Here is a 13,540-nt window from a genome sequence, read left to right on the forward strand (position 1 = left end):
TCGAGAATTTTGTGGCCAACAGTTTTGGCGGTGCGGCGCACGCGAACACCCCCTCCGGAAATCCGGAGGGGGTGTTGTTGTGGCTGGGGCCGGGGTCGAACCGGCGACCTATCGCTTTTCAGGCGATCGCTCGTACCAACTGAGCTACCCAGCCACGAGGTCTCACGTGAAACCTCAGCGGTCCTGACGGGATTTGAACCCGCGGCCTCCACCTTGACAGGGTGGCGAGCACTCCTAACTGCTCCACAGGACCAAGCTTCGTACGACAGTGTCGCACAAGGTGGTGCGTGCCCCCAACGGGATTCGAACCCGTGCTACCGCCTTGAAAGGGCGGCGTCCTAGGCCGCTAGACGATGAGGGCTATCGGCCCGCCTGGGCGCTTCTCAGCGCGTCGGGGACGTGAGAAGCATATGGGATGGCGGGAGCGATCGCCAAAACGATTTAAGGGGCGCTTGCCGAGGGGGGCCGGGGCGGGGGCTGGGACGGGGATTCGGAGGAGGTCTCGGAGGGGGACTCGAACGGCGTCGCGCCCGGCTGGTTCTCCTCCGGGAGGTGGCGGCTGACCTCCGCTGTCGTGAGACCCAGGCCGCCCAGCTTGATCGCGTCCCAGGCCTGGAGGCGGCGGGTGTCGCGGTCGAAGTAGAGGATCGAGGTCTCGATCGGGTCGGGGTGCTTGCCCTCGATCGCCCGCAGGCCGCTGCCGCCGGTGGAGCCTTCGGTGCGGAGCCGGGTGCCGTACTTCATGACCTCCGTCTTCTGGTGGTGGATGTGCCCGGCCAGGACGAGGGGCACCGTGCCGTCGACCTCGCGGGCCGCCGACGGTTCATGGGCGACGGCCACGTCGACCGGGGTGCCGGCCGCCTTCTGGTCGCGCAGGGCGGAGGCGAGGCGGGCGCCGGCGAGTTCCTGGGACTGCTCGGCTCCGGGTTTCTTGGACCGGTCGGGGGTGAACTGGGGGTCGCCGGTGCCGGCGAAACGCAGGCCCGCGATGGTTTCGGCCCGGCCCTCGTCCAGGACGTGGACGTTCCTGAGGCCTTCCAGATAGCGCTGGGTGACCAGGGAGTCGTGGTTGCCGCGGACCCAGACATAGGGGGCGCCGAGGTCCTCGACGGGGTCGAGGAAGCCGTTCTCGGCGGCGGTGCCGTGGTCCATGGTGTCGCCGGAGTCGACGATGACGTCCACCCGGTACTGCTCGACGAGCGAGGCGATGATCGCCCAGCTCGCGGGGTTGAGGTGGATGTCGGAGACGTGCAGGACCCGGATGGTGGTCGGGTCGGGCTGGTAGACGGGCAGCGTGGAGGTGGCGTCGTAGAGCTTCGTCACGTTGGTGACCAGGCGGGCCAGCTCTTTTTGGTAGACGTCGAACTCGGTGACGATGCTGCGGGCGTTGCCGACCAGGGACGGCGCGGAGGAGAGCAGCCCGGAGAACTTCGGTTCGAGGACGGAGTCCGGGTTCCAGGTGGCGTACGCGGTGCCGCCGGACGCGGCCAGCAGGCTGAGGGCGAGGCCGCCCGCAGCCAGGGCGCGGCGGGGCCGGCGGTAGACGATGAGGCCGAGCGCGGTGGCGCCGGTGACGACGGCGGCGACGGAGCGTACGGCGAGGTCGGCGGTGCCGCGGGCGATGTCCTGGGTGACTTCGTCCTGGAGCCCGGAGAGGCGTTCGGGGTGGTCGACGAGGGCCTGGGAGCGGGCGGGGTCGAGCTGGTCGACGTTGACGTCGAGGCGGACGGGGGCGTTGTGGCTGTCGAGTTCGAGGGCGCCCAGGGGAGAGACGTTGATCTTCGTGCCGCCGGTGAGGGAGGGGCGCAGGGTCATGGTCGTGTCCATGGGGCCGACCGGGACCCGGACGTCGCCCACGACCAGCAGGCCGAGCCAGGCGCCCAGCAGAACGACGGCGATGAGTCCCAGGACCCGCTTCCAGGGGTGGGGGCGGGGGGCGAGCGTGGTGGTCGTCGTCGGAGGGACGGGGTGGCGGGAGCGGTGGCGCCGACTGAGTGCGCGCGGGCCCCTTGGGGAGCGGTGTCGGAGGTTCCTGACTACGGAGGGGACGCGGACCATTGGTCCCGTATGCCCATACGGAGCAGTCGATATGCGGGGTGTCCGATGGCGCTCGTACGGACGGGTCATGGCTGACAATGGCGGTGTGCTGGAGATGACGCGCGGGGAGTTCGAGGAGCTGGTGGCCGAGGCGCTCGACCGGATTCCGCCGGAGCTGACGAGGCTGATGGACAACGTCGCGGTGTTCGTCGAGGACGAGCCCCCGGCGGACGATCCCGAGCTGCTGGGGCTGTACGAGGGAACTCCGTTGACGGAGCGGGGCGAGTGGTACGCCGGCGTGCTGCCGGACCGGATCACCATCTACCGGGGCCCGACCCTGCGGATGTGCGAGTCCCGGGAGGACGTCGTCGCGGAGGCGGAGATCACGGTGGTGCACGAGATCGCGCATCATTTCGGGATCGACGACGCCCGACTGCACGCTCTCGGCTACGGGTAGGTCACCGGTCTGTCACTGGTGCGTCGTTGGCGTGTCCTCCGGCGGGCGGCGGGAGTTGGACACATCGACCCAGCATCGCGACCGGAGGTGGCCTCGTGCGCCCCTTGTACGTACCCGTCCGCCTGGCCGCCACCGTCGTGGCCGTCGCCGCCGTCGCCGGCTGTATGAGTGTCGGTGAGGACGGGGCGGGCGGGGCCGCCAAGCCGTCGCATTCCGAGGGTCGGCCGGGTGGTGCGGCGCCCGGCGGAGGGCTGCCGCCGGGGCCGGGAGGTGTGGACGGCCAGGGCGGCGCGGCGGCCGAGGGCGAGCGCGGGCGTCGTGCGGGCCAGGGCGGGAAGGGCAAGCGTGAGAAGGGCGGGGCGGGGGCGTCGGCCTCGGCCGAGGCGTCGCCCTCCGCGGGGGTGAGCGGTCCGGCGCCGGACGACACCGGGCGGCCGGGCGGGCCGACGGAGCCGACGACGCCCGACAGCCGGCCCGATCCACCGGAGCCGAGCCGGCCGTCGGACCCGGAGCCGGCACCCCCGCCGCCGGAGCCGTCGGTCACACCGGAGCCGACGGTCGCGGAGCCGTCCTCGCCGGCGCACGAGCCGTTGGAGACCCAGTTGGCGCGGCGGGAGCCCGCGTCGGAGGCGGGGGTGCCGGTGTAGCGGCTTCTCCAGTGTTTCCTCGCCGGTATGCGCACTTGCCCTGCCGTCCTGTCGATGCGTGGGCCGATTGGCCTTCACTCTGCTGACCTGCGGGTCTGTGGAGTGATGGGAGATCGGTTTGCTTTCGGTGGGGGAGGGTGCGTATGGTGGCAGATCGTTTGATCCTATTTGCCCGGCGCCACTGCAGAGCGCGCCGTGTGGCGCGTACTCTCCCCTTACCGTGGTGGACCGCATCGAGGCGGTCATATTGCGAATCGCGAATCACGGAGTTGACGGGCGCGTGCCGAAGAGACTCCGGAAGGTTTCGCATTCGTATGCCCATCGCCAGTACTGATCACGTCGTCGTGCCCGAGACCCCTGAGAACGCAGGGAGCTCGGTGGACACCGACATCACCGCCGTCATCACCGACACCGTCACCGACGTCACCGACGTCACCGACGACACCGTCACCGATGCCGCCGACGACGGTGCCGCCGACGACACCGCCGACACCCCCGAGCTCACCTTCACCGACCTCGGTCTTCCCGAGGGCATCGTGCGCAAGCTCGCGCAGAACGGCGTGACCAGCCCCTTCCCGATCCAGGCGGCGACCATCCCGGACGCCTTGGCCGGCAAGGACATCCTCGGCCGGGGTCGTACCGGCTCCGGCAAGACCCTTTCCTTCGGTCTGCCGACGCTGGCCACGCTGGCCGGTGGCCGGACCGAGAAGCACAAGCCGCGGGCCGTCATCCTGACGCCCACCCGTGAGCTGGCCATGCAGGTGGCCGACGCCCTCCAGCCCTACGGCGACGTCGTCGGCCTGCGCATGAAGGTCGTCTGCGGCGGCACCTCCATGGGCAACCAGATCTACGCCCTCGAGCGCGGTGTCGACATCCTCGTCGCCACGCCCGGCCGGCTGCGCGACATCATCAACCGTGGCGCGTGCTCCCTGGAGAACGTGCAGATCGCCGTCCTCGACGAGGCCGACCAGATGTCCGACCTGGGCTTCCTGCCCGAGGTGACGGAGCTGCTGGACCAGGTTCCGGCGGGCGGTCAGCGGATGCTGTTCTCCGCGACGATGGAGAACGAGATCAAGACCCTCGTCGACCGGTACCTGAAGGACCCGGTCAGCCACGAGGTCGACGCCGCCCAGGGTGCCGTCACGACCATGTCGCACCACATCCTGGTCGTGAAGCCGAAGGACAAGGCGCCGGTCACCGCGGCCATCGCCTCCCGCAAGGGCCGCACCATCATCTTCGTCCGCACCCAGCTGGGCGCGGACCGGGTCGCCGACCAGTTGCGCGAGGCGGGTGCGAAGGCCGACGCGCTGCACGGCGGCATGACGCAGGGCGCGCGGACGCGGACGCTGGCCGACTTCAAGGACGGCTACGTCAACGTCCTGGTCGCCACGGACGTCGCCGCGCGCGGTATCCACGTCGACGGCATCGACCTGGTGCTGAACGTCGACCCGGCCGGCGACCACAAGGACTACCTGCACCGGGCCGGCCGCACGGCGCGCGCGGGCCGTACCGGCACCGTGGTCTCCCTCTCGCTGCCGCACCAGCGGCGCCAGATCTTCCGGCTGATGGAGGACGCGGGCGTGGACGCCACGCGCCACATCATCCAGGGAGGCTCGGCCTTCGACCCGGAGCTCGCCGAGATCACCGGGGCCCGGTCGATGACCGAGGTCCAGGCGGAGTCGGCGGGCAACGCGGCGCAGCACGCGGAGCGTGAGGTCGCCCAGCTCACCAAGGAGCTGGAGCGGGCGCAGCGCCGCGCGTCCGAACTGCGTGACGAGGCGGACCGGCTGGTCGCCAGGGCAGCCCGGGAGCGGGGCGAGGACCCGGAGACGGCGGTGGCCGAGGCGGCCACCGAGGCGGTGGCCCAGGCCCAGGCCGCGGTCTCGCTGCCGGAGCAGCCGACCGCGCGTGACACGGAGCGCTTCGAGCGCCCCGAGCGTCGGGACGGCTTCCGCCGTGACGACCGGGGCGACCGGGGCGACCGGGGCGGCCGTTCCTTCGAACGCCGTGACGACCGTGGCGGGTTCAACCGTGACCGCGACAGGGACCGCGACCGCGACCGTGGTGGCTTCCGCCGTGACGAGCGGGGCGACCGCGGCGACCGTGGCGGCCGTTCCTTCGACCGCCGTGACGGCGACCGCGGCGGTTTCCGCCGTGACGACCGCCGTGACGGCGACCGTGGTGGCTTCCGTCGTGACGACCGCCGTGACGGCGACCGTGGTGGCTTCCGTCGTGACGACCGCGGCGACCGCGGTGGCCGTTCCTTCGACCGTGACCGTGACCGCGGTGGCCGTTCCTTCGAACGCCGTGACGACCGTGGCGGGTTCAACCGCGACGGTGACCGTGACCGTGGTGGCTTCCGTCGCGACGAGCGTGGCGGCCACCGCGGCAGCGACCGTCCGTTCAACCGTGACCGCCAGGGCGACCGCCCCGGCTTCCGTTCCGGTGCCTCCCACGACCGCCCGTACGGCCGCCGTGACGACCACCGCGGTGGCGGCTCCTTCGGCCGCCGCGAGGACAAGCCGCGCTGGAAGCGCAACGGCTGACCCCGGCGCACCGGACCGACCCGGGAGGGCCCGCACGACACCCGTCGTGCGGGCCCTCCCGCGTTCTCCACGGAACACGTCCGGGTCCCCCTCGCCGATACCCGATCAAAGAAGCGCCCACATCCCGCTATGCTCGTGAGGGCAACATCGCCAAGGGCCCTTAGCTCAATTGGCAGAGCAGTGGACTTTTAATCCATTGGTTGTGGGTTCGAGTCCCACAGGGCCTACCGGCGCAGGGGAGGGGCAGTCCCCCTCCGACCTGCTCTTCGGCGTCCGGGTCGGCTTCGGCCGCCCCGGACGCCGTTTCGTTGTCCCGTTGTCGGGCCCCTGAGCGGGCCGGCTGGTGGTCAGCCCGTTGACCGCGAAGACCCACATCAACCGGGACAGGTCCGAGCTCCGGGCCCGTGACCGGGCCCAACTGGTGGTCCTGGCCCACGGACCCGGCCTGGTGACCCCGCGCGACGCGTGACGTCGACGGCCCCCTACGCCCGCACACCAGTGCGTCGTGGCGCGGTGCGGGTTCGTTCAACCGCGGGAGACGGACTGTTCGATGAGGTCCACGGTGGCGCGGGGGTTGTCGACCTCGAGGACGAGCCGGTCGTAGTGCTCGGCGTCGGCGAGTTCGATGACGATCGCCTTGTCCGGGTTCTTCACGTCCCAGAACAGGCGTTCACCGTTGCGGCGGAAGCGGCCCGCGGTGATCAGTCCGGGGAAGTAGGAGCCGGCGACGCGGACGCCCTTGGGTTCGCGGGCCATGCCGGGGTCGTGGGTGGCGCCGCGTACGTGGGCGAGGGGGATCTCCAGGCGGCTCTTGAGGGTCCAGAGCTTGTCGAGGCCCTGGAACTCGGCGGTCAGTATGCCGCGTTCGCGGTCGATGGAGATCAGGGCCATGTCAGTGCTCCTTGGGAGTGGTGGCCGGCAGGGCGCGCAGGCGCAGGCGGGTACCGAGGACGGTGGAGGCGAGTCGGGGGGCGGCCTCACCGTGGGAGGGGCGCAGGGCGTCCTCCAGTGCTGCGATCCCTTCCGCGACCAGTGCGGCGACCTCCGGGTCGTGGGGCGCGCGTTCGACGGCGGCGAGGAGGAGGAGTCCGGCGGCCGGACCGTTGTCGTATGAGGCGGTGGCGGCGGTCAGTGCCTGCGCGGGGTCGGTGAGGGTGGCGATGGCCGCGGTGGCCGGGTGGATCTCGTGGTCGAGGTGCCGGCGGAGCGCGGTCAGGTGCAGGCTCCGTTTCGAGCCGAAGACCTTGTAGAGGCTGCCCCGGTGGATGCCGGTGGCGGTGACCAGGTCGTCCACCGAGGTGCCCTCGAAGCCGTGGGTGGCGAAGAGGGCGGCTGCGGTGCTGACGGCCTGGTCGGTGTCGAAGGCGCGTGGTCGTCCCATGGCCATGACGGTACGGGGTATGAGAACGACCGGTCAAGAACGAGCGTTCTTGAATTGAGTCGCACCGGGTCGTACCGGGTCGCGCCGAGTCGCAAGGCTGCGGGCGGTCAGGCCGGGTGACCGCCCTCGGGGTCCGTCCGGGGGGTGAGGCGGTGGTAGGCCGCGCGGGCGTGGGCCAGGCGGGACGCGGTCGTGCCGACGAGGGCGGCGGCGAGCAGACAGCCGAGCCAGAACGTGTCCCTGGGGCCGGCCCAGGTGAGGGTGCCGGTGGGCGGTATCGCGAAGCCGTTGAGGACCAGCCAGCACAGGACGGCCGTGCCGGGGGCCGCGGTGAACCGTGCGCACACGCCGAGGACGGCGGCGAGCAGGGACAGGGCCACCAGGAAGAGCCCGGGGCGGTGCGGGCCCACGACCGTGTGGAGGAGGGCCACCAGGGCCGGCGCGCCGCCGAAGGCACCCGCCCATATCAGCGGAGTGGCGACGGGCCGGGGGACCGGCCGCGAGCCGGTGCCGACGGTGACCCACTCGATCATGCCGGTGCCCTGGTGGTCATGCTGCCGCTCCCCTGGAGTGCATCCCGGGTTTCCCGGGTTTCCCGGGCTGATTTTCGCACCGCCGGCGTCGTGAACGGGCCGTCGTGTGTGGTCAGCCGCTCGCACGGGCCGGTTCCGTCTGGTCGACCGGTGCGGCGGTGCCCTGCCGCTCGTCCGGCTTGCGGCGCGTGAGACGGCCGGCCAGCGGTTCGGTCCAGCGGGCGGTGAGGGGGCCGAGGACGACCAGGATCAGGACGTACGCCGTGGCCAGCGGGCCGATCCGTGGTTCCGTGCCGACGGCGAGACCGGCGATGACGATCGAGAACTCGCCGCGCGCCACCAACGTGCCCCCGGCCCGCCAGCGGCCCTTGGCCGGGATGCCCGCCCGCCGGGCGGCGAACCAGCCGGTGGCGATCTTCGTCAGCATGGTGACGACGGCCAGCGTGAGCGCCGGGAGCAGCACCGGCGGGATGTCCGCCGGGTCGGTGTGCAGCCCGAAGAAGACGAAGAACACCGCCGCGAACAGGTCCCGCAGCGGGGACAGCAGGCCGTGCGCGCCCTCGGCGACCTCCTCGGACAGCGCGATGCCGACCAGGAACGCGCCCACCGCCGCCGACACCTGGAGGTGCTGGGCGACGCCCGCGACCAGCAGGGTCAGCCCCAGCACCACCAGCAGCAGCATCTCGGCGTTGTCGGAGGAGACCGCGCGGCTGACGACGCGTCCGTGACGCAGGGCGATGTAGAGGACGGCGCCGACCGTGCCCAGGGAGATCAGCAGTGTGACGCTGCCGCCCGCGAGACTCACACCGGCCAGCAGAGCGGTGAGGATCGGCAGGTAGACGGCCATGGCGAGGTCCTCCAGGACCAGTACGCCGAGCACGACCGGTGTTTCGCGGTTGCCCAGGCGCCCGAGGTCGCCGAGCACTTTGGCGATGACCCCGGAGGAGGAGATCCAGGTGACGCCGGCGAGGGCGACGGCGGCGACCGGGCCCCAGCCCAGCAGCAGCGCGGCGACGGCGCCGGGGGCGGCGTTGAGGACGAAGTCGACCGCGCCCGACGGGTACTGGGTCTTGAGGGTGGTGACGAGGTCCGACGCGCTGTACTCCAGCCCGAGCATGAGCAGCAGCAGGATGACACCGATCTCGGCGCCGGTGGCGACGAACTCCTCGCTGGCCTGCAGCGGCAGGATCCCGCCATGGCCGAAGGCGAGGCCGGCGAGCAGGTAGAGGGGTATGGGGGAGAAGCCCACTCGTCCGGCGAGGCGGCCCAGGAGCCCGAGGGCGAGGATGATCGCTCCGAGTTCGATGAGCAGGGCGGTGGTGTTGTGCACGGGCGGCTGACCTCCGTGGATCGGTTCGGTGGCGGCGTCTGTGCCTGAGGGCTGGGGCTCGCTGGGCTGGAGGGCGGATCCCGGGAGTCGGGCGTCGGGAGTCGGAAGCCGGGGAACGAGGTGCCGGGATGAGGTGCTGCGGGGGGCGACTGTCGGGTGCAGGGTGTGGAGTGGGAGCGTCCGGTGTGTCCCCTGCGGGCGGGTCGTCCCCTACGGGGTGAGGAGCCGGTGCCGAGCCTCGGGCAGGGGGCGGAGACGGCGTGGGACAGGCGCTAGGGCCGGAAGGCGGTGCCGCCGGTATCGGGAACGGCGTCACGGGCGGCGTTGTCGACACGCACGGGGATCACTCGACCCATGCCACGCCCCCGTTCTTGTCTTCTCGTCGTCGGCCCAACCGGACATCAGCACCCGACGCTCGACGGCCGACGCCGAGCAGCCGGTGCTCGGCGCTCGACGTTCGGCGGTCAACGCTCAACGGAGGAGCGGAACACTGCTCAACGGAGCGTAAGCGCTTGGTAAAAATTTTAGCGCACCCCAAACCGGGGTGCGCTGTGAGGAAAGCCGCTCAATGTGGCAAAGCGGCGGTCGTGAATCGTGTCCGGATGCGGGTTCGAGCCGTATCAGCGAGCCGAGTTCCGGTGCCGACTGCCCCTCCGGGGCGGGTAGGGGTCGAACAACTGAACGCCGATTCCGCTGAGGACCAGACCGGTCGCGATGAGCAGCCCGTGGGGCACGACCAGACCGATGAACAGCAGGACCACGCCGATTCCCAGTACCCACCAAGCGCGGGTGTGCCGGTACTCGCGCGGCTTGGCCGGCCGACCGCTGGACAGGGAGCGCGCGAAGTGCGGGTCGTCCTGCTCGATTCGGGCCGCGAGATCGACGAGGCGCTTGTCGTCGGACTGGGGCACGTCTCCTCCTTCCCGAACGGTGGCAGCACGGGGAGACCTCCGACCGCCACCTGAAAAACACCTCCGGGCGTCGGTTCCATGACACCGACGCCGGGGCGGAAAAGTGAGCCGTCGGCCCGCGAACCAGGGCCGACACAGGGGAGCTTGCCCGGGTGCCGAGGTCATCACCCGCCCGGTGCGAGTGGTCCGACGGGGCCCGGGCCCGCGTCCACTTCAAGGATCACCCGCCGGGTGCCTCGAGACCATCGGGTCCGGCCCTCATCTTCGTGGGGGTCGACGATGTACGTGGGGAGCCCGGACACCCAGGGGCCCCGTGAAAAAATGGGGGCTGGCACGGATGGCGCACAGTCGGAACAGCGCTCACGCTGGGTCGTGGCGGCCCGCGTGCCCGCGCCCCCGGAACCGATGGGCCGCCGGGATGCTCCCGCCGCACCGGGAGCCTACGGCAGACAGTACGGCAGACGGCGCACGGTGAGGAGGTGGTACTGAGTGCCACTGTTCTGGCGGATCTTCCTGCTGAACGCCGTCGTGCTGATCACGGCCACCGCCCTGCTGCTCGGACCGGTCACCGTCTCCACCCCGGTCCTGCTCACCGAAGCCGCCGTACTGACCGTGGGGCTGGCCGCCATGCTCTTCGCCAACGCGCTGCTGGTGCGCGTCGGCCTCGCCCCGCTGCAGCGCGTCACCCGCGCCATGTCCACCACCGACCTGCTCCGCCCGGGGCAGCGCCCCGAGGTCGCCGGGCGCGGGGAGATCGCCGAGCTGATCAGCACGTACAACACGATGCTCGACCGGCTGGAGGACGAACGCGCCACGAGCAGCGCACGCGCCCTCTCCGCGCAGGAGGACGAACGCCGCCGCATCGCCCAGGAACTGCACGACGAGGTCGGCCAGAGCCTCACCGCCGTCCTGCTCCAGCTCAAGCGGGTCGCCGACCACGCCCCGGTGGAGCTGCGCGAGGAGCTGAGCCTGGTGCAGGAGATCACCCGGAGCAGCCTGGACGAGATCCGGCGCATCGCCCGCCGGCTGCGCCCCGGTGTCCTGGACGAACTCGGGCTCGCCAGCGCCCTCAAGGCTCTCACCACCGAGTTCGGCGGCTCCACCGGCCTGATGGTCCAGCACCGCCTCGACCCCGACCTGCCCGACCTGGGGCAGGAGGCCGAACTGGTCCTCTACCGGGTGGCCCAGGAAGGGCTCACCAACATCGCCCGGCACGCGCAGGCCCGCCGAGCGGAGGTCTCCCTGCGCCGCACCCCCGCCGGAGTCGATCTCCAGGTCCGGGACGACGGCCACGGCATCGGTGCCGCGTCCGAGGGCGCCGGTATCCGGGGGATGCGTGAACGGGCCCTGCTCGTCGGCGCCGACCTCGATGTGGGTCCCGCTCCCGGCGGCGGGACCCGGGTGCGCCTCGCCGTACCCGTTCCCGTACGGGGTCCCGCGCCCGTGCGGGCCATGCCGCCCGTGACCGCCGCTCCCGACCGGAAACGCTGACCATGACCGACCCGGCCCCCGCCGGCACTCCCACCGGCCCCGCCGCGAGCCCGTCCCCCACCCGCATCCTCCTCGCCGACGACCACGCGCTGGTCCGCCGAGGCGTACGCCTCATCCTCGACGGCGAACCGGACCTGACCGTCGTCGCCGAGGCCGACAACGGGGCCGAAGCCATCGAGCAGGCCCGCGCCCACGAACCCGACCTGGCCATCCTCGACATCGCCATGCCCCGCCTGACCGGCCTCCAGGCGGCCCGCGAGCTCTCCCGCACCCTCCCGCAGACGCGGATCCTCATCCTGACCATGTACGACAACGAGCAGTTCTTCTTCGAGGCGCTCGGCGCCGGTGCCTCCGGGTACGTCCTCAAGTCCGTCGCCGACCGCGACCTGGTGGAGGCCTGCCGGGCCACCATGCGCGGCGAGCCGTTCCTCTACCCGGGCGCCGTCAACGCCCTCATCCGCAACTACCTCGAACTCGCCCGGGACGGCCGGAACCTGCCCGCCAAGGCCATCACGGACCGGGAGGAGGAGATCCTCAAACTGGTCGCCGAGGGGCACACCTCGCAGCAGATCGCCGACCTCCTCGTCATCAGTCCCAAGACCGTGGAGCGCCACCGCGCCAACCTGCTGGCCAAACTCGACCTGAAGGACCGGCTGGAACTCACCCGGTACGCCATCCGCGTCGGCCTGATCGAGCCCTGACCGCCACCGGCGTCGACGAGGGCGCCCGGACCGGCCCTACCGCTCGGCCTCGGCGGGCAGGGGCTCCGCCTCCCGGCCGTGCCCGGCGTCCAGGTCGGGTGCGGGTCCGTCGTCCGGGGCGTCGGGCGGGGGCCTGTGCTCGGACCGCCGCACCCGTACGGCGCGCAGGGCGCGCGCGAGCAGGCAGGCCCGTCCGGCGAGCACCGGGCCGAGGACGGCGAGGACGAGCACGTATCCGGCGATGAACGCGGTGAGCCGGCCGTCCAGCCCCGCGCCGGTGGCCATGGCGGCCAGGATCAGCGTGAACTCACCACGGGCGACGAGCGTGGTCGCGATGTCGGCGGCGATGTCGACGCCGTGGCGGTACAGGCGGGCGACCAGCAGGCCCGCGGCCAGGTTCATGGTGAGGGTCAGCGCCACGGCGACGGACACCGGACCGGCGACGGAGGCGATGTCGCCGGGGTCGATGGCCAGCCCGAAGGCGAAGAAGAAGATCGCCGCGAAGGCGTCGCGCAGCGGATGCACCAGGGTGCGGATCCGGGGCGCGGAGGGGGTGCCGGCCACGATCAGACCGACCATGAACGCGCCGATGGCGTCGACGACCCCGAGCACCTCGGAGACGCCCGCGACCAGGATCGCGGTGCCGAGGAAGGTGACGACCAGCAACTCGTTGTCGCGCACGGCCAGCAGCCGGCCGAACAGCCGGCCGCCGAAGCGGGCGGCGACGGCGAGCACCATCAGGAAGCCGAACGCCTTGGCCGCCTGGAGCGCCATGTCCGTGAGGCCCCGGGCGTCGCTGAGGACGGGCTGCAGAGCGGCGAGACAGAGGGCGAGGAAGATGTCCTCGACGACGGTGACGCCGAGGATGAGGCGGGTCTCGGGCCGGCCGATGTGGCCCAGCTCGATGAGGATCTTCGTGACGATCGCCGAGGAGGAGATGCCCAGCACACCGGCGAGTACCAGGGCCTCCCGTGCTCCCCAGCCGAGGGCGAACCCGAAGCCCAGCCCCGCGCCGACGTTGAGCAGCAGGTAGATGCCACCGGCGGTGAGCAGCCGCCTGCCGCCCCGTCTCAGATCGTCGAGGTGGAACTCCAGGCCCAGGTGGAAGAGCAGCAGGACGAGACCGAGAGCCGAGAGCATCCCGAAGTCGTGCGCGTCCTCGACCAGGACCGGGCCCGGGGTGTGCGGGCCGAGCAGAATGCCGGCGAGCATGAACAGGGGGATGGTCGGCAGCCCGATCCGGCTGCCGAGGCGGGCGAGGAAAGCGGCGGTGAGGAAGGCGCCACCCATGGCGAGCAGTGTGTCGGCATGTCCCACGGTCACCACCTTCCGCAGCACGGGAACGGAGCGTGATCTCATCGACCGAGCCGAGTGGGGACCGCTCCTTCACGTTGATGGGGGTTCTTCGCCATACGGGGCCGCGGTCGGTGCGTCACGGGACAGGGGTCCGGGGTTTTCGTCGTGCCTGTCCCGTCTTGCCGTGTTGTTTCAGTTGTTTCAGTTGTT

Annotated in this window: 12 protein-coding genes, 4 tRNA genes and 1 pseudogene; 7 read left to right on the forward strand and 10 right to left on the reverse strand. The window is 71.6% G+C overall.

What is annotated here, in order from left to right:
• Positions 1–80: 80 nt before the first annotated feature.
• The 4 genes from AC6F7H_RS14275 to AC6F7H_RS14290 all read right to left on the reverse strand — a co-directional run bounded on the left by AC6F7H_RS14275 (position 81) and on the right by AC6F7H_RS14290 (position 2,058).
• Positions 81–154 (reverse strand) — tRNA-Phe (locus AC6F7H_RS14275).
• A 24-nt stretch (positions 155–178) separates the two neighbouring features.
• A tRNA-Asp gene (locus AC6F7H_RS14280) sits at positions 179–253 on the reverse strand.
• Positions 254–288: 35 nt separating this feature from the next.
• Positions 289–361, reverse strand: a tRNA-Glu gene (locus AC6F7H_RS14285).
• A gap of 80 nt (positions 362–441) precedes the next feature.
• Complete coding sequence (locus tag AC6F7H_RS14290; RefSeq protein WP_500757372.1) at positions 442–2,058, reverse strand: metallophosphoesterase family protein; 1,617 nt, start codon at positions 2,056–2,058, stop codon at positions 442–444.
• A gap of 85 nt (positions 2,059–2,143) precedes the next feature.
• On the opposite strand from AC6F7H_RS14290, the gene AC6F7H_RS14295 reads away from it, so the two are divergent.
• From AC6F7H_RS14295 to AC6F7H_RS14315, 5 genes and pseudogenes are all read left to right on the forward strand, one after another.
• The gene (locus AC6F7H_RS14295; protein ID WP_055593280.1) at positions 2,144–2,494 is read left to right on the forward strand and encodes a metallopeptidase family protein; all 351 of its coding nucleotides are present in this window, start codon (positions 2,144–2,146) and stop codon (positions 2,492–2,494) included.
• 95 nt (positions 2,495–2,589) lie between these two features.
• A complete protein-coding gene (locus AC6F7H_RS14300) occupies positions 2,590–3,141 on the forward strand; it encodes a hypothetical protein (RefSeq protein WP_500757373.1) in 552 nt (183 codons plus the stop codon).
• A 314-nt stretch (positions 3,142–3,455) separates the two neighbouring features.
• Entirely contained in the window at positions 3,456–5,687 is a 2,232-nt protein-coding gene (locus tag AC6F7H_RS14305) for a DEAD/DEAH box helicase (RefSeq protein ID WP_500757374.1), read from the forward strand.
• A 154-nt stretch (positions 5,688–5,841) separates the two neighbouring features.
• Positions 5,842–5,914, forward strand: a tRNA-Lys gene (locus tag AC6F7H_RS14310).
• Between the two features lie 104 nt (positions 5,915–6,018).
• Positions 6,019–6,156: pseudogene (locus AC6F7H_RS14315) on the forward strand (DNA-binding response regulator); the annotation flags it as partial.
• Positions 6,157–6,212: 56 nt separating this feature from the next.
• Here the strand turns inward: AC6F7H_RS14315 and AC6F7H_RS14320 are convergent.
• From AC6F7H_RS14320 to AC6F7H_RS14340, 5 genes are all read right to left on the reverse strand, one after another.
• On the reverse strand, positions 6,213–6,578 hold the full coding sequence (locus AC6F7H_RS14320; protein WP_109382629.1) for a hypothetical protein: 366 nt from the start codon (positions 6,576–6,578) through the stop codon (positions 6,213–6,215).
• A gap of 1 nt (position 6,579) precedes the next feature.
• Entirely contained in the window at positions 6,580–7,068 is a 489-nt protein-coding gene (locus AC6F7H_RS14325) for a TetR/AcrR family transcriptional regulator (RefSeq protein ID WP_500757375.1), read from the reverse strand.
• Positions 7,069–7,175: 107 nt separating this feature from the next.
• Positions 7,176–7,601, reverse strand: coding sequence for a DUF4118 domain-containing protein (locus tag AC6F7H_RS14330; protein WP_500757376.1), 426 nt, complete (start codon positions 7,599–7,601; stop codon positions 7,176–7,178).
• 112 nt (positions 7,602–7,713) lie between these two features.
• Positions 7,714–8,931 carry a cation:proton antiporter gene (locus AC6F7H_RS14335; RefSeq protein WP_500757377.1) on the reverse strand — a complete coding sequence of 406 codons (1,218 nt, stop codon included), beginning with the start codon at positions 8,929–8,931 and terminating at the stop codon, positions 7,714–7,716.
• A 620-nt stretch (positions 8,932–9,551) separates the two neighbouring features.
• Entirely contained in the window at positions 9,552–9,842 is a 291-nt protein-coding gene (locus tag AC6F7H_RS14340) for a DUF3040 domain-containing protein (protein ID WP_500757378.1), read from the reverse strand.
• A 489-nt stretch (positions 9,843–10,331) separates the two neighbouring features.
• Here AC6F7H_RS14340 and AC6F7H_RS14345 point away from each other — a divergent pair, with 489 nt between their 5' ends.
• Together AC6F7H_RS14345 and AC6F7H_RS14350 are read left to right on the forward strand one after the other, a co-directional pair.
• The gene (locus AC6F7H_RS14345) at positions 10,332–11,333 is read left to right on the forward strand and encodes a HAMP domain-containing sensor histidine kinase (protein ID WP_500757379.1); all 1,002 of its coding nucleotides are present in this window, start codon (positions 10,332–10,334) and stop codon (positions 11,331–11,333) included.
• A 2-nt stretch (positions 11,334–11,335) separates the two neighbouring features.
• Positions 11,336–12,034 carry a response regulator gene (locus AC6F7H_RS14350; protein WP_500757380.1) on the forward strand — a complete coding sequence of 233 codons (699 nt, stop codon included), beginning with the start codon at positions 11,336–11,338 and terminating at the stop codon, positions 12,032–12,034.
• 36 nt (positions 12,035–12,070) lie between these two features.
• Here AC6F7H_RS14350 and AC6F7H_RS14355 read toward each other — a convergent pair whose 3' ends face one another.
• Positions 12,071–13,351 carry a cation:proton antiporter gene (locus AC6F7H_RS14355; RefSeq protein ID WP_500757381.1) on the reverse strand — a complete coding sequence of 427 codons (1,281 nt, stop codon included), beginning with the start codon at positions 13,349–13,351 and terminating at the stop codon, positions 12,071–12,073.
• Positions 13,352–13,540: the final 189 nt, after the last annotated feature.

The organism is Streptomyces sp. MMS24-W38 (assembly GCF_059889265.1).

What these genes read in the sequence shown, in the direction of transcription:
- AC6F7H_RS14325 (WP_500757375.1), bottom strand. Translation starts at nt 7,068, where the DNA reads ATGGGACGACCACGCGCCTTCGACACCGACCAGGCCGTCAGCACCGCA.
- AC6F7H_RS14305 (WP_500757374.1), top strand. Translation starts at nt 3,456, where the DNA reads ATGCCCATCGCCAGTACTGATCACGTCGTCGTGCCCGAGACCCCTGAG.
- AC6F7H_RS14330 (WP_500757376.1), bottom strand. Translation starts at nt 7,601, where the DNA reads ATGATCGAGTGGGTCACCGTCGGCACCGGCTCGCGGCCGGTCCCCCGG.
- AC6F7H_RS14290 (WP_500757372.1), bottom strand. Translation starts at nt 2,058, where the DNA reads ATGGTCCGCGTCCCCTCCGTAGTCAGGAACCTCCGACACCGCTCCCCA.
- AC6F7H_RS14350 (WP_500757380.1), top strand. Translation starts at nt 11,336, where the DNA reads ATGACCGACCCGGCCCCCGCCGGCACTCCCACCGGCCCCGCCGCGAGC.
- AC6F7H_RS14320 (WP_109382629.1), bottom strand. Translation starts at nt 6,578, where the DNA reads ATGGCCCTGATCTCCATCGACCGCGAACGCGGCATACTGACCGCCGAG.